This window comes from Rohdeia mirabilis, from assembly GCA_007750655.1.
GTDB lineage: Bacteria > Planctomycetota > UBA1135 > UBA1135.
On sequence record CP036290.1, the window covers coordinates 681,260 to 700,535 of the forward strand.

Annotated in this window: 11 protein-coding genes; 7 read left to right on the forward strand and 4 right to left on the reverse strand. The window is 71.0% G+C overall.

Features of this window, described 5'->3' with window-relative positions; genetic code table 11:
* Nucleotides 1–56: 56 nt before the first annotated feature.
* Complete coding sequence (locus Pla163_RS02490; protein ID WP_145183059.1) at nt 57–2,381, reverse strand: hypothetical protein; 2,325 nt, start codon at nt 2,379–2,381, stop codon at nt 57–59.
* 236 nt (nt 2,382–2,617) lie between these two features.
* On the opposite strand from Pla163_RS02490, the gene Pla163_RS02495 reads away from it, so the two are divergent.
* The gene (locus tag Pla163_RS02495) at nt 2,618–5,926 is read left to right on the forward strand and encodes a serine/threonine-protein kinase (RefSeq protein ID WP_145183062.1); all 3,309 of its coding nucleotides are present in this window, start codon (nt 2,618–2,620) and stop codon (nt 5,924–5,926) included.
* Nucleotides 5,927–5,938: 12 nt separating this feature from the next.
* On the opposite strand, the gene Pla163_RS02500 is transcribed toward Pla163_RS02495, so the two are convergent.
* On the reverse strand, nt 5,939–6,529 hold the full coding sequence (locus tag Pla163_RS02500) for an ECF-type sigma factor (RefSeq protein ID WP_145183065.1): 591 nt from the start codon (nt 6,527–6,529) through the stop codon (nt 5,939–5,941).
* A 181-nt stretch (nt 6,530–6,710) separates the two neighbouring features.
* On the opposite strand from Pla163_RS02500, the gene Pla163_RS02505 reads away from it, so the two are divergent.
* From Pla163_RS02505 to mgtE, 4 genes are all read left to right on the forward strand, one after another.
* Nucleotides 6,711–7,331, forward strand: coding sequence for an RNA polymerase sigma factor (locus tag Pla163_RS02505; protein ID WP_145183068.1), 621 nt, complete (start codon nt 6,711–6,713; stop codon nt 7,329–7,331).
* Complete coding sequence (locus tag Pla163_RS02510; RefSeq protein WP_145183071.1) at nt 7,324–7,851, forward strand: hypothetical protein; 528 nt, start codon at nt 7,324–7,326, stop codon at nt 7,849–7,851. The genes Pla163_RS02505 and Pla163_RS02510 overlap by 8 nt, the downstream gene beginning before the upstream one ends.
* Nucleotides 7,848–8,918, forward strand: a complete 1,071-nt coding sequence (locus tag Pla163_RS02515) for a secretin N-terminal domain-containing protein (protein WP_145183074.1) — start codon at nt 7,848–7,850, stop codon at nt 8,916–8,918. The genes Pla163_RS02510 and Pla163_RS02515 overlap by 4 nt, the downstream gene beginning before the upstream one ends.
* Before the next feature lie 161 nt (nt 8,919–9,079).
* Nucleotides 9,080–10,531, forward strand: coding sequence for a magnesium transporter (gene mgtE, locus Pla163_RS02520; protein WP_419186231.1), 1,452 nt, complete (start codon nt 9,080–9,082; stop codon nt 10,529–10,531).
* Nucleotides 10,532–10,541: 10 nt separating this feature from the next.
* Here mgtE and ansA read toward each other — a convergent pair whose 3' ends face one another.
* Nucleotides 10,542–11,585, reverse strand: coding sequence for an asparaginase (ansA, locus tag Pla163_RS02525; protein ID WP_145183078.1), 1,044 nt, complete (start codon nt 11,583–11,585; stop codon nt 10,542–10,544).
* Nucleotides 11,586–11,772: 187 nt separating this feature from the next.
* On the opposite strand from ansA, the gene Pla163_RS02530 reads away from it, so the two are divergent.
* Together Pla163_RS02530 and Pla163_RS02535 are read left to right on the forward strand one after the other, a co-directional pair.
* Nucleotides 11,773–15,351 (forward strand): carboxypeptidase regulatory-like domain-containing protein, encoded by a 3,579-nt coding sequence (locus Pla163_RS02530; protein ID WP_145183081.1) that lies wholly within the window; start codon nt 11,773–11,775, stop codon nt 15,349–15,351.
* 441 nt (nt 15,352–15,792) lie between these two features.
* Nucleotides 15,793–18,699: a carboxypeptidase-like regulatory domain-containing protein gene (locus Pla163_RS02535; protein WP_145183084.1), complete on the forward strand. Its 2,907-nt coding sequence runs from the start codon at nt 15,793–15,795 to the stop codon at nt 18,697–18,699.
* A 36-nt stretch (nt 18,700–18,735) separates the two neighbouring features.
* Here Pla163_RS02535 and Pla163_RS02540 read toward each other — a convergent pair whose 3' ends face one another.
* Nucleotides 18,736–19,248, reverse strand: a complete 513-nt coding sequence (locus Pla163_RS02540; protein ID WP_419186232.1) for a YbaK/EbsC family protein — start codon at nt 19,246–19,248, stop codon at nt 18,736–18,738.
* Between the last annotated feature and the right edge of the window lie 28 nt (nt 19,249–19,276).

Genomic DNA, 19,276 nt, shown 5'->3' on the forward strand with positions numbered 1-19,276 from the left:
GCGCCGACGCCGGTCCGCGCGGCCCGTGTGGCCGCGACCAGCGTCGGCCCTCGTCCTCAGCGGATCGGGAGGTCCACCTGGTCGTCCTGGAACTCGGCCGGAAAGCCGATGCCGCCCCCGACGATCGTCTGGTTGACGATGATGCGCGTGCCGTCCATCCCCGGCGGCGAGTAGCCGAGCGCCCCGACCAACAGGTCTCCGTACATCACGATGCGCGGGTCCTTCGAGTCGAGCAGCGTGATCAGATCCTGAGGCGCGGCGGCGGGGTCCGTGCTGTCGAAGCCGCTGAACAGCAGCTGGATCGTCACCTCGTTCTTCTGGAGCACGAGCGCCTCGGGGTCGTAGCGGTCGTCCGGACCGAGCAACGTCGGCCGGATCTCCGCGAGGTATCGCGTGCCCGGGATCTGGTGCCGGACGCCCGCGGCCGCGTCGTAGGCGTAGAGCGTGTCGATGCCGGGGAACTGCACGAAGAGGGTGTCGTCCATCACGGCGACCACATCGGCGCGCAGGTCGAAGAGCTCGAAGTTGAAGGCCAGGTCGTAGGGAATGCTGTTGAGTTGGTTCTTCGGCACGACCTGGATGCGCCGGCCACCCGGGCCGATCGAGAATTGGAAGACCACGAAGTTCTCGGTGACGACGATCGCGGCTTCGTCGAAGACGCTGTCGCCGGCCAGGTGATCGACCGATGCGGTCATCGCCTCGTGGATGTCGTCCAGCGTGCGTCGCTGCACACGGAACCGTCCCGGCGTCCCCAGGTCGGGCTGGAAGTAGTACAGCTGGTTCTCGTCGACCGCGCCGAGGGGGCCGGGGTACGAGCCGATGACCTCGGACGTCCCGTCCCTCGAGTCGTACCAGCCGACCCAGCCACCGTCGTCCACGTCGGCCTGGGCGTAGGCCGAGCCGTTCTCGCAGGTCAGGACGGTCGGTGCGAGGGCCAGCAGGTACTGGTTGGTGTTCGGTCCCACACGATGCACGCGCCCGGTCGAACCGGTCCGCATCAGCACGGCATCGACCGCACCCGTCGACGGGTCGGTGGTGACGCCGATCGGTTCGAAGTGGTAGGGCGTCGCCTGGGAGGGCTGGATCGACCCGTCCGCTCCGACGAGGACCGCGTCGTAGCGGCCGTCCGGAGCGCGGTAGGCGAGCGCGGCCTCGATGGGTCCCTCGGAGGAGTACACGCGCAGACCCGGGTCGGCGGCGACCGGGATCCCGAGGTCGACGGGGACCGGGAGGAGTTCGGTCCCCGCACCGTCGGTACGGATCCGAAGATCGAGGGACCAGAGCGTGCCCTGGTGGGCGTAGTACAGCGAAGAGGCGCGACGGCGGAGGCCGAGCACCGGCTCGTCGGTCACCGTGCTGCGAGCGACGCCGGCGTACTCGGACAGCAGCGAGGGGTCGAGCCGCACGGCCATGTTGTCCAGCACGATGCCCGTGTCGCGTGCCTCCGACTGGACGAGTCCGAGGAGCATCAGGCGCTGTGCGCCTTCGACGTCCTTCAGGATCGGGATCCAACGCCAGCCGGTGGTGGGCCGCTGGGCGGCGAAGGCGAGGCGTCGGTAGCAGGTCGACGAAGTGGACTCGACGACCGTGTCCAGCATGCCGTCGATCCTCTGCTGCGCGGCGTCGAACTCCAGGTCGCTCGACGGCAGGGGCGTGTGCAGGCCGTCGAGTTCGAAGGACTGCCCGCTGACCACCAGTCGGTCGCCCTGGGCCGCGAGGTCGAAACGCAGCTCGCGTTCGAGGTCCCACAGGCTGTACGCGCCCTGGCGACGCGGCGAGATGAGGTAGGTGGACTGATCGGCGATGCCGACGCCGTCGCACGTCGGCGCGCCCGGAGGCGCCTGGACGACCGTGTTCACGCTCCAACGACCGACGAAGGGGACCTCGCCCGTTCCGTCCTGTCGGTACGCGCGCACCTGGTCGATCACGGTGCACCCGTCGCTCGATCGAACGTACTCGAGCTCGCCCTCGATGGTGTTCCCGTCGAGGGAGACCTCGAGCCCGGAGGACGCCATCGTCCAGGTCTCCGAGCCGTACTGCGCCGAACCGATCAGCCGGAGCGTGCGCCCGTCCACGAACACGGGGAAGGCGAAGACCTTGTCGCCCGACCGCAGACGCACCTCGAGCACGCCGAAGTTGTTGCGGATCTCGAGCGGGTAGGCGTCGAGCTCGAAGGTCGTGCCGTCGCAGATGCCCTCGCGCTCCAGGTTCCAGTGATCGGCGATGGTGGCGACGGTGACGGGCACGGTGATCGAGCCGCCACCGCCGCCGCCACCACCGCCGCTACAGGCGGCCAGGGGGAGCATGGCGGTGCAGGCGAGCACCGTGGCGGCGAGGCGCCCGCGGCGCTGGAACCGGTGGGGGGTGGACGGGGAGAGCATGGTCGTGGTCGTGGGTCGGATGCTGGCGGAGGGCGGAGCACGGGCGCTCCGTCGTCCAACCGGACGCGGTCCTCGTCCAGCGGGCGCAGGATCCCCCGGCGGACGGGCGCCCGGTGCGTCGCAACGACCGGCCTGCACGTCGTTTGTGGCCGACGGGTGGGGCCCGTGTGCGCTCCCGACGTCCCCTCGACGTCCCGAAGCCGTCCGCTTCCGGGCGCGTACACTCCCCCCGCTCCATGTCCGGCGACTCCCTCCCCCCCGATGCCACCGACGAGCGCGCGCGCTACGAGCGCCTGCACCGCCTCTTCGACGCAGCCCGAAACCTGACGCCCGACGCGCGTGCGGACTTCGCGGCCGAGTCCTGTGCGGGCGACGAGGAGCTGCGCGCGGAGCTGGAGAAGCTCATGGCGGCGATGGGGGACGCCGACGCGCCCTTCTCCGATGCCTCGCTCGATCGCGGTCGCGAACAGCTCGAGCGCCTGTTCGACACGCCCGACGAGATCGACGCGATGCCGGCGACGGACGCCGGCTGGCTGCCCGAGACGATCGGAGCCTACCGCGTGATCGATCGCATCGGTGCGGGCGGCATGGGCGTCGTCTACGAAGCCGAGCAGAGCAGTCCGCGGCGCCGCGTCGCGCTCAAGCTCATCCATCCGGGGCACCTCACCACCGAGCGCGTCCAGCGTTTCGAGCGCGAGGCGCGCATCCTCGCACGCCTCTCGCACCCGGGCATCGCGCAGGTGTACGAAGCGGGCAGCTTCGACGCCGGGCGCGGCTCCCAACCGTTCTTCGCGATGGAGTTGGTCGACGGGGTCGACCTGCGCTCCTACGTCCGACGCGAGGGCCTCGACGACCGCGCGCGCATCGAGTTGATCGCCGCAGTCTGCGACGCCGTCCACCACGCGCACCGCGCCGGCATCGTGCACCGCGACCTCAAACCGGACAACGTGCTCGTCGACGCGTCGGGGCGCCCGAAGGTCCTCGACTTCGGTATCGCCTTCACGACCGAGAGCTCGACGCTGCTGTCCACGCTGGTCACCGAGGAGGGCCGCATCCTCGGCACCCTCGCGTACATGGCGCCGGAGCAGCTGCAGGGCTCGCAAGCGGAGATCACGCCGCGGACGGACGTCTACGCGTTGGGCGCGATGGCCTTCGAGCTCCTCGCGGGTGAACTGCCCGTCGACCCCACCGGGCTGTCGATCACCGCGGGGATCCAGCTCGTCGCCAGCGCGGAGCCCAAGCGTGCCGGCGCGGTCCGGCGGGTCCTGCGCGGGGATCTCGACACGATCCTGGGCAAGGCGCTCGAGAAGGAGCCGCCGCGTCGCTACGAGTCCGCCGAGGCTCTCGCGGCCGACCTGCGCCGTCACCTGGCCGACCAGCCGATCGCCGCGCGCCCACCGAGCACCGCGTACCGCGTGCACAAGTTCGCCAGGCGCCACAAGGGCGTGGTCGCCGCACTCGTCGCCCTCGCGCTCGGCGTCGTCACGTCCACCGCCCTCGCGATCCTCGCCGACGAACGGCGTCGCGAGGCCGACGCGCTGGGCGCGGAGCTCGACACGAGTCTGTACCTGGCGCAGATGCAGCTCGCCTCCGACGTCGCGTTCGAGCCCTCGAGCGCACCTCGCATTCGTGAGACGATCGCGCCGTGGAACCCGCGCGACGGCGCCGCCGACCGTCGAGGCTTCGAGTGGTACATGCTCGATCGACTGACGCGCGCCGACGAGACGGTGCTCGATCGCGGTGAGCGTCTGACGGCGCTGCGTTGGCATCCGAGTCGCGACCTCTTCGTCACCGGCGAGCGCGATGCGGCGGTCTACGACGGGGACGTCGGAGCGTTCGTCGCGAACCTCGGCAACGCGTTCGACGTGCACGAGATCGCCTGGAGCCCGAGCGGCGACGTCGTGGCGCTCACCGGACCCTTCGAGGTCGCGATCTACGAGACGGACACCTGGGAGCAGATCGCGCTGTACACGACGAACACCGAGGGACTGGGTCTGGCCTGGCATCCGAGCGGCGCCCACCTGCTCGTGACGGGGCGCGACGGAACGGTGCGTCGGCTCGACCGCGGGACCTGGGAGCTCGAGCTCGTGCACGAGGACCGCTATCTCTACGGTCACGAGGGGCTGTGCAGCTTCCACCCTTCGGGCGCGTACCTGGTCGTGACCACGGACCGTGCCAACGCCGCGCAGGCCTTCGACGCGACGACGTTCGAGGCCGGACCCATCCTGCCGTTCGCCGCGGACATCTCGATCAACATCACGCGGATCCAGTTCTCACCGAGTGGCGATCGCATCGCCGTCGCTGGCTCGCGGGGGACGGTCGAGATCTTCGCGACCGGTGAACCGGACGACGCGGACTGGAAGCTCCTGCAGCTTCTCGAAGGCCACGATCAGCGCGTCGTCGACGTGATGTGGAGCGCGGACGGTTCGCGGCTCGCGACCAGTAGCGCGGACCGTTCGGTCCAGGTCTTCGACACCGCGACAGGTCGGCGCCTCGAGCTGAAGAGGGGGCACGCGGCAAGCGTCGACGCCATCGACTGGCGCCCGTCGGACGGCGTGCTCGCGAGCGCGTCGCTCGACGGCACCGTGCGGTTGTGGGAGTCCACATCGACCCCCGCGCAGTGGTTCGTGCCGGGTCGCGAGGGCGCCTGGACTTCCGAAGCGGCGATCGCCTTCGGGCCGGACGACGACTGGATCGCCGTGGACACGGGCCTCGGGACCGAGCTGCGGGCCATCGTGGGCGGCCGCGTCTCGCCGGCGCGCGAGATCCATTCGGGGTCGTTCGTGGAGTGGCGCGACGACGGCCGCTACCTCGCCTGGTACTCGGGCGAGCATCTCGTCGTGTACGACTGGGAACACGACCGCGAGCACGCTCGCCGTTGGGTCGGCGCCGCCACGGCCTACGGCGCGCACATCGCGTGGAATCCCTGGCGACCGGAGGTGATCGCCCTCGGCGGCGCGATCCACCTGCGTCTCGTCGAGGTGCCGGACGAGGTCGGCGCCGAGCCGGTCGAACGCAAGTTGCCCCTGGAGGCCGGGATCGTTCGCGACGTGGACTGGATCCGCGGTGGTGCGCAACTCCTCGTCGCGTCGACGAACGGCGCGACCGGATCGACCTCCATCGTCCACCTCGACGACGGCGACCGGATCGAGCCCGGACCGAGCCTCGGGAACGTGGATCCGCTCGACGTGGACGTGTCCCCCGACGGTCGGCACGCGGCCTTCGCGTTGGACAACGGGACGGTGCGAGTCCTGGCGATCGAGGATTGGAGCGAGGTCCACGTCCTCGCGGGGCACACGAACCGCGTGCGCTGCGTGGCCTACTCGCCCGACGGCGCGCGCCTGGCCACGGGGAGCGGTGACCGGTCGCTGCGGCTGTGGGACGCGCGCAGCGGTCGGCTCGCCGCCACCTTCACGTTCGACACCGGCGTTCGCAATCTCGCGTGGAGCCACGACGGCGGCCAGCTGGTGGTGATGGGGGACGACACGTCGATCCGACTCTTCGACGCCCGACCGAAGGCCGCCGGAGCGGTGCGCGGGCGCTGAGCGCTCGCCGCGTCAGGCCAACTGACTGCGCAGCCAGGCCTTCGCCATCGCCCAGTCCGAGTCGACCGAGCGCGGCGACACCCCCAACTCCTCGGCCGTCTCGTCGATCGACAGGCCGCTGAAGAGGCGCAGCTCGGCCACTCGGCCGTGGCGTTCGTTGAGCGTCGTCAGCCGCTCCAGGCAGTCGTCGAGCGCGACCATGTCGACCGCTTCCCCCTCGCGCCGGGCGAGCGAAACGTCGAGCGTCACGCGACTGTTTCCGCCTCCGCGCTTCTGTGCCAGCTTGCCGCGAGCGTGGTCGGCGACGATCTGGCGCATCGCCATGCCCGCCACGACGAAGAAGTGGCGGCGGTCCTCGATGGAGCGCAGGTTGCCGGCGAGCTTCAACCAGGCCTCGTGGACGAGCGCCGTGGGCTGGAGGGTGTGCCCCCGGCGCTGGTCCGAGAAGATCGCGCCCGCGAGCTGCCGCAGCTCGGGATAGACGTGCTCGAGGAGCCGCTCGAGAGCGCTCGTGTCGCCCTTCTTCAGCTCGACGAGACAGGCGTCGACGGCACTGTGGCCGCCGAACTCGGGCGCGATTCCTGTCTCGGGGTCGATGGTCATGGGTCTCTTCGAGGATAGCCCGCCGTCGCCCCTCGGGTCGATTCGGCTCCACCCGCGACGCCGCGACGTTCGCACGGAGGCCTGGGGCGATCGCGGGGGCTCGGTCCGGGTGGGGCGGGCCCTGGAATTTCGGCCTTTCTCCTCAGCGTTGCGCGGCCCGAGCGCGTCAGCCTCGTGAGCGATGGTTGATCCCCACGGACCAGCGTCGGACCGGTCCGAGAGGGCCGGAGTCGATCCGGAACTCCTCGAGGCCCTCGCGGCCCGCGAGCCGCGAGCGATCGAGCGCTGGTACCGCGCGGAGCATCCGCGGGTCTGGCGCACGTGCCTGGGCCTGGTGGCCGACCCCGCGGAGGCGGACGACCTCGCTCAGGACGCCATGCTGAAACTCGCCGACCGACTCGACCGCCGCGACCCCGCGGTGCCCTACGCCGCCTGGCGGACGAAGGTGGTCGTGAACCTGTGCCGCGATCGGCGCCGTCGGATCGACGCGCGCCGCCGGGCCGAGGAGGCGGGCGCGAGCGAACGTCCCGAGCTGCCGCTGCCCGATCCGAGCGAGATCGCGTCCCAGGCCGAGCTCCAACAGATCGTGCGTGACGTGCTGCAGCGGCTTCCCGAGCGCGAGCGCGAGGCCTTCGTGCTGCGCGAGCTCGAGCAGTTCACCACGGCCGAGGTGGCCCTGGCGATGGAGGTGGGGGAGAGCACGGTGCGGTCGCTGACGACCCTGGCACGCCGCCGGCTGCGCGAGCTGCTCGAACCGCGACTGGCGGGGCGATCCACCGACTCGGGAGGCGAACGTGGCTGACCGACGCGATCCCATCGACGACCTGCGCGCCCTGTGGGCCGAGCTCGAGACGCCCGAACCCGACCACAGCGACGCGCCGCGCGACGAACGTTCCGGAGCGGCCGTCGACTGGCTGCGCGCGACCTGGGACCAGCTCGAAGCGCCTCCCGTCGAAGTGCCGTTCGTGCTGCGTCGGCGCCGCGTCGTGCGCACGGCGGCGCTCCTGGCCGTCGCCGCCGCTCTGCTCGCCGGTCTGTCGATCCTGCTGAGCGGTCCGCGGGCGACGGACGTGGCGCCCGCGGTGCCCGACGGGCCGCGCCTCGCCGAAGCCGGGCCGGGCGACGACTCCGTGCACACCGCCGCCGAGCGCGACGACCGCGTGCTCGACGTGTTTCCCGACGACGACAGGACTCGCACCGAGATCGACGCTGGAGGGCGACTCACGCTGAGTCGCGGCAGCGTCCAACTGGTGTGGGTCGAACCGAACGAGAGTCCTTCCACAGACCCCGCGCCCCGGCGCGAGAACCAAGAGAACCGATGACGAACCTGACTTTCGCCCTGCCGACGACCCTGCTCGGGGCCCTCTGCTTCTTCAACGCACCCGCCATGGAGCCGGTGTCCATCGCCCCCCAGGAGGCGAAGAACCGCCTGACCCAGGACCAGGAGGCCGTCGACGAAGTGTCCGTGGCCTACTTCCAGCCGCAGAACATGGATGCGGGCCGCCTGTCGTCGCTCGCCCAGCGGCTGATCTTCTCGGCCGGCGTGGTCGGCGACGTCCAGGGCAGCGGCATGTTCCAAGCCGTCACCTTCGAGACACTCGGCTCGACGATCCTGGTCGCCGCCGAGGCCGACCTGATGGAACGCGTGCTCGGTCTGCTGCGCGACCTCGACGACGGCGATACGACCGCGCGCGGGGACGGCTCCAACGATGCGACGCGGGTCACGACCTTCCAGTACCGACTGCGGTTCGCCTCGCCCGGCGTGGCCGAAGTGGCCCTGCGCCCCTTCATGAACTTCGGCGCGCGCACCCAGGGCTTCGGCAGCGTCCCCGACGCGCCGACCAGCGTCACGATCGAGTACGAGACCGGCTCGGTGATCGTGCGCGAGACGGTGCCGATGATCGCTGAGATCCGCCGCGTGCTCGAGCAGATCGACCAGCCCGAACCCCAGGTGCGCATGACCTACTACCTGGTTCGCGGCGTCGACGCGGAGACGATGGAGTCCGAGGGGATCGAGTCCGCCGACCTCGACCAGGGGCTGCCGGCCGACCTGGTTCGCGATCTCGGTGCGATCCTGCCGGTCGAGGGCTTCCAGACCCTCTCGTTCGGGGTCCTTCAGGGCGACGCGATGGCGGAACGCCAGGTCACGGACACGCTCGCGGACGGCTCGCAGTTCATGCTCGGGCTGCAGCCGACGACGTTCGACCGCGAGTCGGGAGTGCTCGGCCTCGAGCAGATGAACTTCGAGTTCAACCAACAACGATCGACTGGTGGGTTCGACATGAAGCGCTTCAGGACCAGCGCTCAGCTCGAGCCTGGTCGCTTCACGGTCCTGGGGGGCGTCGGCGCCACGCCGGTCTTCCTCGTGCTGCACATGCAGCGCATGTGATCCGCGGGAGGGCCCGCACCGGAACGGACTCTCGTCCTCGACGAGAAGGGCCGACCGATCGGAGGTGTGCTCCGGTCGGCCGGCCCGCTCCGTTCTCGACGGCGTGCCGGCAACCGCGAGTCGTCGCTGGTGCGAACCACGGCGCCGCGTAGGATCGCGGCGTGGACTTCGATCCCGAGCAGCGACCGGCCCAGAAGGAGGAGCCCGACGTCACCGTCGTGGCCGAAGGTCCGCCGCCCGCGTTCGACGCGGAAGCCGAGGTGGAGCGCGACGAGCCGTGGAAACGCGCCGCCGAACTCGTCGACGCGTCCGACAGACTGGGCCTGGCGGAGTTCCTCGAGGCCAGCGACCCCAGCGACCTGTCGCGCACGATCGAGCGCCTCGACCGCGACCGGCGCGGGCGCCTGCTCGACGTCCTCGGCCCCGAGGCGTCGGCCGAGCTCATGGACCAGCTCGTCGACGCCCAGTGCGGTGAGTTGCTCGAGGCCGCCGAGCCCTCCGTGGCGGCGGGCGTGCTCGAGCAGATGCCGTCGGACGAACAGGCCGACCTCATCGCCGCGCTGGATCCGGAGGACGCCGTGGCAGTCCTGGCCGAGTTGCCCGCCGACGTGGCGCGATTGGCCGAGGAGATCGCGGGCTTCTCGCCCGACTCCGCCGGCGGCCTGATGAACACGGACATCGTGTCGTTCCGCCAGTCCACGGACGCCGGCTCGGTCGTGTCGGACCTGCGGCGCCGCGCCGACCAGGTCGAGGACGATTCGATCCAGTACATCTACGTCACGGACGGCGACGGGCGCTTGACCGGCGTGTTGCGCCTGCGCGACCTCCTGCTGTCGCCGTCGTGGCGCACGCTCGAGGACTTCATGATCCGCTCACCGCTCGCGGTGCAGACCGGAGCGAGTCTCGACGAACTGCTCGACGTCTTCGACGCGCGCGCCTACCTCGGTGTCCCGGTCGTCGACGACGTCGGGGTGCTGCGCGGCGTGGTCCAGCGCGCGGACGTGCAGGAAGCCTCCGGCGAGCGTTCCGAGCGTGATCACCGCCGTTCCCAGGGCATCATCGACGAGGAGCTGCGTTCGATGCGGCTCGTCGATCGTTCGCGCAGCCGATTGGCGTGGTTGAGCGTCAACATCCTGCTCAACATCCTGGCCGCGAGCATCATCGCTGCGCACCAGGACACGCTCGAGGCCGTGATCGCACTGGCGGTGTTCCTCCCGATCATCTCCGACATGAGCGGCTGTTCGGGCAATCAGGCCGTCGCGGTCTCGATGCGCGAACTGGCGCTCGGAGCGATCAAGCCCAAGGACGTCCTGTGGGTCTGGCGCAAGGAGGTGCAGGTCGGACTCATCAACGGCGCCGCGCTGGGTCTGTTGATCGGTGCGGTGGCCTGGATCTGGAAGGGCAACGCGTGGCTGGGCCTGGTGGTCGGCGCCGCGCTCTCGATCAACACCGTGATCGCCGTCTCCGTGGGCGGCGCGGTGCCGCTCGTGCTCAAGCGCTTCGGCAAGGACCCCGCCCTGGCGTCGGGACCGATCCTGACGACGGTCACCGACATGTGCGGCTTCCTGTTGGTGCTGTCGATCGCCAGCGCGCTGATGCCGCACCTGATCTGAGGTCGCGACGCTACAGCTGCGGAACCTCGGCCTCCGTCAGCTCTCCCACGAGGTTGTACTCGACCTGCTCGGCGATCTCCGCGGGCGACAGACCTATCCGAATCAGGTAGTAGAGCTTCGCCAGCGCCGCTTCGGTCGTCATGTCGTGACCGGAACGCACACCCGCTTCGCGCAGCGCCGCACCGGTCGCGTAGCTGGTGAGGTCGACGGTGCCGCGCACGCACTGACTCGTCGCCACCACGACGATCGGATCGGGACCCGAGGTCGCGCTGCGCAGCACGTCGAGGAACGCTTCGTCGTTCGCCGGCCCGTTGCCGATCCCGTAGGTCTCCAGCACCAGTCCTTGCAAGGGCGCGCGCAGCACGTTCGACAGCATCTGCGCCGAAATGCCGGGGAACAGACGCAACGCGCCCACGATCGGGCCTTCCAGCGGCTGCACGCGCAACGGCTCGAGTTCGTCGCCCGCCGCGCGCACGTACTCGTGGCGGATCTTGATCTCGATCCCGGCCAGACCGATCGGTGGGTAGTTGGGCGAGTCGAACGCGTCGAGGCCGTCGGCGTTGACCTTGACGGTGCGGCACCCGCGCATGAGCTTCTCGGCGAAGTACACGCAGACCTCGGGCACGTCGCCGCGCGCCGCGATCGCCAGACTCGTCATCAGGTTGTCGCGGCCGTCGGAGCGCGCGCGACCCATCGGGATCTGTGAACCGGTCAGGATCACGGGCTTCGACAGCCCTTGCAACATGAACGGCAGCGCCGAGGCGGTGTAGGCCATCGTGTCCGTCCCGTGCAGCACCACGAAGCCGTCGAACGCGTCGTAGTTGCGCTCGATGTGCCCCGCGATCCGCAACCAGTCGGCCGGGCGCATGTTGGCCGAGTCGAGCAGCGGATCGCACTCCTCCAGCACGAAGTCGGGCATCTCCGGGCCGCTCAGCTCGGGCATCTCGCCCATCAGCTCGGCCAGGTACCCGCCCTCGGGCGCGTAGCCGGAAGCCGAGGGCCGCATGCCGATCGTGCCGCCGGTGTAGAGGACGTAGACGTTGGGACGGGACATGGGAGAACGGTAGCAGGGGAGCTGCGCAGGTCGGTGCGTGCGCGGGCGGTCGTCCCGCGCGAGTCGTTCGCGGTCGTCCGACGCGGGCCGCGAGGACGGATGCGGTCCGGTCGGCCGTGGTGAGTAGCCTGGGTCGTGACCGCGAAGGCATCGAATGGACCCACCTTCGGACAGTAGGCCGATCGTCATGAACAGCCAGAACCCCCGCTCGCGCTCGAACCCGACCCTCCTCCTCGTGCTCGTCGTCGCCCTCGCGGCCGTGGCGGGGCTCGTCTGGATGCTGACGGGCGACGACGGGGCGCCGGACCGGATCGGCTCCGTCGACCGCGTCGAAGGGGAGCAGGACGAGCTCGCGGACGTGGACCTGGCGAGCACCGCCGAGTCCACCGGCGACGACGAGCGGGCGGACGTGGGCGCGTCGGTCGACGAGCTCGAGGCGAACGTCGCGGGCGCGGTGGCCGTGCTCGTGGAGGGTCGGGTCGAGGCGCCGCCGGGCACGCCGAGCGACGAGCGCCTGGTCGTCTTCGCGGTCGACCGTCAGCACACGCTGCGCGCGTTGGTCGGCGGGGACGCCACAGCGCGACGGGCGTTCGATCTCGCGACCAGCGGCGCGGACCCGGATGCGAGCGACGGGGACGCGTCGACCCTGCTGGGCACGACGCTGGTCGAGTCGGACGGGTCGTTCCGGCTCGACGTTCCCGCGGGGACCCGAGCCGTGCACCTGGCGGTGACGGGTCGCTACGTCTATTCGCTCGCCACCACGAGCGTCGCGTTGCCGGCTCGGAAGCTCGTCGTCCTGACCGGCGAGTTGGGAGCCTGGGTCACGGGTGCGGTCGTGCCGCCGCTCGAAGCGGCCGCCGCCGGCGAACGGATCGCGGCGGGCCTCGGCGTCGAGTTCGGCCCCGACGTCCTCTCCGGTTTCGACATGTCGGCCATCGCGACGTTCGGAACGACGCGCGAGACCGAGACGCGCGACGGTGGCGCGTTCGAGTTCCGCGCGGTACCGGCCGTGGGCGCGTACGGGCTGTTGGTGCGCCCGGAGGGCTACGCGGTCGACCTCGAGCTCGGGCTGCGGCTCGAACCGGGCGAACACCGCGTGCTCGAGGCCGTGCTCGGGCGAGGGGCGCTCGTTCGTGGCCGCGTCGTCGACGAAGCGGGTGCTGGGATCGGCGGCGCCCAGGTGCAAGCTCGGTATCGCGGCGCGCTCTCGAACGCGGTCGGCACGTTGGCCCAGGCGACGACGAGAGCGGACGGCTCGTTCGAGCTGCGGAACGTGGCCGCGGGCGTCGTCGACCTGATCGCGAGCGCCGAACGACGCCTGGAGACGCGCGAGCGCTTCGACTTCGAGTTCGTGGACGGAGCGGTGCACGACGGCGTCGTCGTCGTCCTGACGCGCGGTGCGTCGATCAGCGGTCGCGTGGAGTTCCCCGACGGATCGCCGGCCGCTGGTGCGAGCGTCGTCGCCGGCGCGGACCTGTCGCGACTGGGTGGTGGAGGCATGACGGGCGCCGACATCGAACGCACGCGCGGATCGAACGCGACCACGGACGCGGACGGTCGGTTCACGCTCGAGGGCCTCAGCGACAGCGTCTTCGCGTTGACCGCTCGGGCCGACACCAGCACCCCGGCGCCCGTGGACGACACCGACGCGGCTCCCGAGCGCGACGCGCCGCGCGGTGACGTCTGGCGCGCGCGGGCGAAGAACGTCGAGCCCGGCCCCGAACCCGTGGTCCTCGTCCTCGAGCGCCTCGAAGCGCTGCGCGGCCGAGTCGTCGCGGCGGACGACGGCGAGCCGCTCGCGGACTTCTCGGTGCGAGCGACGTTGGCGGGCAGCGGCGCGATGTTCGGCATCGGTGCCGAGCGTCGCGAGAAGTCGTTCGAGAGCGCGGACGACGGCTACTTCGCGCTGTTCGACCTCGAACCGGGAGCATGGGAGATCGAGGTCGGTGCCGAAGGCCGGTCCACCTCGGCGCGCCGCGAGATCGACGTGCCCCAGGCCGAAGGAGCGGACGTGCCGGTCTTCGAGCTCGCGCTGGCGGCGGGAGTGGCGGGCATCGTCGTCGACCCAGCGGGGACACCGGTCGCGGGTGCGGGCGTCTCCGTGCGCCTCGACCTGGCGCGCCGGATCGAAGCCATGCAGTCGGGCGGCGTGGCCGAGGTCTTCACCGACGTCGACGGCCGCTTCCTGCTCGAGCAGCTGAGCCCCGGCAGCCTGAACCTGGTGGCCGATCTCGACGGGTACGCCGCCAGCGCGCCGACTCCGGTCGATGCGGTCGCCGGTGTCACGACCCAGGACGTCGTGATCGCTCTGCGCCGCGGCGGGACCTTGACCGGACAGGTCTTCGGCGAGGACGGCCAGCCTTCGAAGGGTCGCATGGTCTCGGTCCAGGACATGCCCGACTACGCGTTCCAGCGCATCGTCACCACCGACGACGACGGCGCGTTCGAGCTCGAGAGCCTCGAGCCCGGGAAGTGGCAGGTGATCGCGACGCCCAACTACATGGACGACGACTCCTCGCTCGACGACGACGACGGTGGCGCAGCGGAGCTGTTCGCCCAGTTGAAGATGGCGACCGTCGACATCGTCGAGGACGAGACCGTGCACGTCGTCCTCGGAGCACCGCCGGCCAACCCCGTCGACCTGCGCGGGCGCGTGCTGTACGCCGGTGAACCGGTGGAGGGCGCGATGATCAGCGCGCTGTCGGAAGCGGGTGACGGCGACACGTTGAGCCGCCTCAAGATGATCGTCACCGATGCGGACGGCGCTTTCGAAGTGCGTCTCGACGAAGCCGGGCCATTGCATCTGACCGTCCAGAGCGGGATGGAGGGCGGCGGCCAGAACAGCATCGAGTTCGTCGAGAACGTGCCCGTCGGCGCGACCGAGCACGACGTCGTCCTCGAACTGCCCGGGGCCTCGATCGCCGGTCGCGTCACGAGCGCCGCTGGCGAGCCGCTGTCCGGCGTGCGCGTGACCGTCACGCCCGACGGTGCGACCCTGCTCGGCAACTCGCTCGGCGGCAACCACGTCGAGACGCTGACCGACGCGGACGGGCGCTACGAAGCCCGCTACCTGCGGCCCGACTCGTACTCGGTCGCGGCGGGTGGGGCGGCGTTCGCCGGCATGCTGGGTGGCGGGAGCGTCCACGGGCGCGCGACGCGAGCCGGCGTGCACGTGAGCGACGGCGAGCGGTTCGGGCCCGTCGACTTCGTGCTCGAGCCCGCCGTGAAGCTGACCGGCCGCGTGATCGACGGCTCGGGAGCACCGGTCGCGGGGGCGAGCGTCTTCGCGCGCGGCGAGGACGGCGCGCTCGTCGACCGGATCTCGTACGTCACCTCCGACGCCGCGGGGCGCTTCGGCTACGACGGACTCGCGGCCGGGACCTACCGCGTCTCGGCGCGCAAGGGCGAACGCGTCAGTCTCGAGTCCCAGCCGTTCGCGATCGACGCGGAGTCGACGGGCGAACCGGTCCTGACGCTCGAGCAGGGGACCGTGCTCGTCGTGCGGATCGCGGCCGAGGACGGGCCGGTCCACGACGTCCGCGTCAGCGTCACCGACGACGGCGGGCACGAGTTCGCCGGACTCCTGTCGATGTCGGAGATGCTCGCGGACCTCGGACGCGCGGCGAGCTCGACCGAACGCCGGGTCGGACCGCTCGCCCCCGGGGCCTACACCGTCGCGGTGACGCACCCCGACGGCCGGTCCAGATCGCGTCGGGTGAGCGTCGACGGCCAGGCCGAGAAGGCGGTGTCGCTGCGGCTGAAGTGAGCGCGGCGAGCGGCGGCGAGCGGCCGAACCGGTGGCCCCGCCCGTCGGCCGGCACCCCGCTCGGTTCGCGTCGCACGGCCTCGCACGGCCTCGCACGGTGGCGGAGGGGGCGCACGAGCATCCGCGCCCGCATCCGGGCGCGCCCGGGGGCCGAAGCGCTCGCGGGCCCGCGTGCCGTCCCGGTCCGCACCCTAGACTGAGAATCACCGGCAGCGGGTCTCGTACAGCGCGGCCCCATCCCGCACGGATCCGCCCGCCGCGATCCGTGCTCCGGTGTGCGCGCTCGCGCCCCGCTCGTCGCTCCCCACGACTCCCGCCTCGACCGCGGCCTTCGTCCGAGGTCCGCCCCGGAACTCGCGACGTCCTCGCCCCCCGTCGAGCGACCGCGCGGGCACGTGCCGCCCGCCGCCCCGTCCGCCCACGCCTCCCCAACGTCGATCCATGAACGCGCGCATCCTGCTCGTCGGTCTCATCCTCCTCCTCGCCGGCGCCCTCGCCCTGATCCTCCTGCCCGACGGCACGGCTCGTGTGGGCGTGACCGACACGGAGGCTCGGTCGGAGAACGGCGGACTCAGCGTGCTGGGCGACGTCGATCTCGCGTCCAACGACCGTGCGCCCGACATCGAGGTGGCCGAAGAGGCCGAGCGCGCCGCCGCACGACGGGCCGTGGACGCGAGTCCGACGCGCGCGAAGGGTGAGCTCGAGATCCCGACCGGGCCGGTCATGAAGGGGCGCGTCGTGGACCAGCGCGGGCGCGGCGTACCCAACGCGGAGGTGGAGATGCGCGTGCCGCTGCGCGACCAGGGGCTGATCGGTCTGCTCGTCGAGGACGCGCTCACGCGCCAGGAGACGACCACGGACGGGCTCGGCTACTTCGAGCTGATCGGGTTGCCGGGCAAGGGCGTCGAGTTCGACGTGGGAGCCGACGGCTACGCGAAGCTCGAGGCCTTCGGCATGGACTTGCCGACCGACTTCACGTCGCCGATCCCGGACCTGACCGTGGCGGCGGGCGTGATCCTGCACGGCACCGTCGTCGACCTCGGCGGTTCGGCCCTCGAGGGCGCCGAGCTCTACGTCGTCGATCCGGACCGGCCCGACTTCGGCATGCGCATGCTGACGAACCCCGAACCGGACGCCGTGAGCGACGCGGAGGGCCGCTTCGAGCTGCCGCGCGTGAAGGTCGGGAAGTGGGCGGTCGAGGTGCGCGCGTTCGAACGGCCGCAGCGGACGTTCAGGGGCGAGACGTTGGACACCGGCCGTGTGCTGCACGGCCTGTGGTTCGAGATTCCGCCCGGTGGATCGATCGCCGGCTCGGTGAAGGGGCTCGATCCCGATCGCTACCCCGAGTTCAAGGTCGAAGCCACGCCCACCGAAGGTCGTCCGTTCTTCGGCGGACGCGCGCTCGAGCGCCCGCGCGGTGAACTCGACAGCGAGGGCCGCTTCGAGATTCGCGGCCTCGACCGCGAAGTCGAGTACGAGGTCAAGATCGCGCCGGCCGACTCCGGTCTCATGGCCTTCGCCGGCATGACCTGGACGCGGTCCGAGACGGTCACGATCAAGCCGCTCGACGTCGAGGTCGAGCTCCAGTACAAGCCGGGCGCCGAGCTGCGCTTCCAGGTCGTGGATGCCACCGACACGACGCCGATCGAGCTCTTCACCGCGCGCTTCGGCCAACAGGCCAACGTGCGCACGATGACCACCCCCAACGGCGAGGTGCGCACCGAACACCGCGACGGGCGGGGCGCCTTCACCGATCTGTACGAGAGCGACGCGGTGTTCTGGAGCGATGGCGAGTGGCGCCTCGAGATCGACGCACCCGGCTACGAGGCCTTCACGCGAGCGGACATCAAGATCCGCGACGGGGTCGACATCGACCTCGGCGAGATCGCGCTGATGCCCACCGGACGCATCAACGTCGTCGTCAAGGACGCGAGCGACGGCGACCCGATCAACTCGGCGATCGTGCGTCTGACCAAACTGAACGAGGACGAGGGCGAGGAGAGCACGAGCTGGCGCGGGATGGAGATGCTCGCCGCTCCTCAGAAGAAGACGAAGACCGGATCGGACGGACGCGCCAGCCTCGACGGCTTCGGTTCCGAACCCGCCGAACTGGTCATCAGCCGCACGCGCTACGCGGACTTCGTCCAGCGCGTGGTGCTCGGCGCCGAGGACCTGGACCTCGAGGTGCTGCTGTCGGAGGAGGGCCAGATCACGGCGATCGCGCTCGACGTCAACAACAACGAGTTGGGCGGCGTGCGCATCGAGCACAAGGCCCCCGGCGACGACGAGGTGCGCACCCGGCTCAAGGCGTCCGATCGCGGCCGAGCGCGCTTCAAGGGACTGGTCCCCGGAGAACACCAGTTCCGCATCGAACCGCGCAACGGTGAGGCCGAGACGGCTTGGCAGACGGCGATGGTCGGTCCCGGTACGCGCGCCGACGTGGTGCTCCTCGGCCCGGCCCGCGGTCGCGTGGTCGGGCGCGTCACCGAGGGTGGGCAGCCGCTCGCGAACGCGAACGTGTCCATCGGTCGCGCCGACGGCAACGACGAGCAGCGTTGGCAGCGCAGTGGACGCCGGGGTGGGCGCATGGTGAGTGGAAGTTCCACCACCACGGGCGCCGACGGTCGCTTCACGGTCGACGACCTCGAGTACGGCGAGTACGTCGTGCGCGTCGCACACGACGAGCGCGCGATGGAGGAGACGAAGAGTGTGACGCTCGATCGAGCCGAGGTCGGCGTCGACGTCGCGCTGTCGATCTGTGGTATCGAGGGAGTGGTCGTGGACACGTCGGGCGACCCGATCCTCGGAGCCGAGGTCGTGGCCGTCGCCCAGGACGGCGAACGCACCGAGGACCCCTGGGGCAGCTGGGGCAACTTCGACGATCCGAGCGTCGTGCAGCTGGAGGCGGTGGGATCGGCCCCGGGTCGACGCACCAACGCGACCGGTGCCTTCAAGCTGCGCGGCCTGCAGAGCGGTGCGCCCATCAAACTGGTCGTCACCCATCCGAACGCCCTGCGCGCCGAGACCGAGGTCTTCGTGCTCGCTCCCGACGAGCTGCGCACCGGCATGCGGATCGTCGTCGAGCCCGCCGGATCGATCGGCCTCTCGGTCAAGGGCGCGAACACCGGCTTCTACCAGATCACCGCCACCAAGGCCGACGGCTCGGCCGTGCAACAGGCGTACCTGTGGCGCGGCAACGGTGGATCGCTCGACGCCCTCGAGCCCGGTGACTGGAAGCTCGAGCTGAAGAAGGGCACGCGCGGCGACGTGGAACCCGTCGTGCTCCAGGTGCGCGAGGTCGAGGTCCTGCCCGGCCAGCGGCTCGAGGTCGAGTTCGTCGACGCCTGAGCGCGAGTTCTCGCCCCGGCCCGAGACCGGCGCGCGTCAGTCGCGACGCGCGCCGGTCTCGGGCGTCGTGGGCGCGTCGCCCGGGACCGGGTCGCGCGCCAGGTCGACGAGGCGCGGGCGCGCACAGCGCACGTAGTCGGCGACGTCCATCACGATCGAGTGCTCGAGCGAGCCCGCGTTGAAGGCGATCCGTTCGTTGTCGAGCACGCCCCGGTCCAGCAGCAGGGGCAGGCCGAGCACCGGCGGTCCGAACGGCGGCACCGTCCCGGGCTCGAGGCCCGTTAGTTCGAGCAGTTCGGCGCGCGAGGCGAAGCGCGTCCGGCTGGCCTTCAGCGCGCGCCGCAGGGCGCCCGAGTCGAGCCGCTGGTGGGCGCGCAGCACACACAGCGCGAACACGTCGTCGATCTTGACCACGAGCGCCTTGCCGCCGATCTCGAGCGACTCGCCGCGCGCGGCCGCCGCATCCACGCTGCGGCCGGCCGGCGGGTGTTCGACCGTCCGGTAGGCCACGCGCGCCTGGTCGAGGAAGCGCAGCAATCGAGTGTGCACCGATTCGTCCACGGCCCGCAGTGTGCCA

What these genes read in the sequence shown, in the direction of transcription:
- Pla163_RS02490 (WP_145183059.1), bottom strand. Translation starts at nt 2,381, where the DNA reads ATGCTCTCCCCGTCCACCCCCCACCGGTTCCAGCGCCGCGGGCGCCTC.
- Pla163_RS02505 (WP_145183068.1), top strand. Translation starts at nt 6,711, where the DNA reads ATGGTTGATCCCCACGGACCAGCGTCGGACCGGTCCGAGAGGGCCGGA.
- Pla163_RS02515 (WP_145183074.1), top strand. Translation starts at nt 7,848, where the DNA reads ATGACGAACCTGACTTTCGCCCTGCCGACGACCCTGCTCGGGGCCCTC.
- ansA (WP_145183078.1), bottom strand. Translation starts at nt 11,585, where the DNA reads ATGTCCCGTCCCAACGTCTACGTCCTCTACACCGGCGGCACGATCGGC.
- Pla163_RS02530 (WP_145183081.1), top strand. Translation starts at nt 11,773, where the DNA reads ATGAACAGCCAGAACCCCCGCTCGCGCTCGAACCCGACCCTCCTCCTC.
- Pla163_RS02535 (WP_145183084.1), top strand. Translation starts at nt 15,793, where the DNA reads ATGAACGCGCGCATCCTGCTCGTCGGTCTCATCCTCCTCCTCGCCGGC.
- Pla163_RS02500 (WP_145183065.1), bottom strand. Translation starts at nt 6,529, where the DNA reads ATGACCATCGACCCCGAGACAGGAATCGCGCCCGAGTTCGGCGGCCAC.
- Pla163_RS02495 (WP_145183062.1), top strand. Translation starts at nt 2,618, where the DNA reads ATGTCCGGCGACTCCCTCCCCCCCGATGCCACCGACGAGCGCGCGCGC.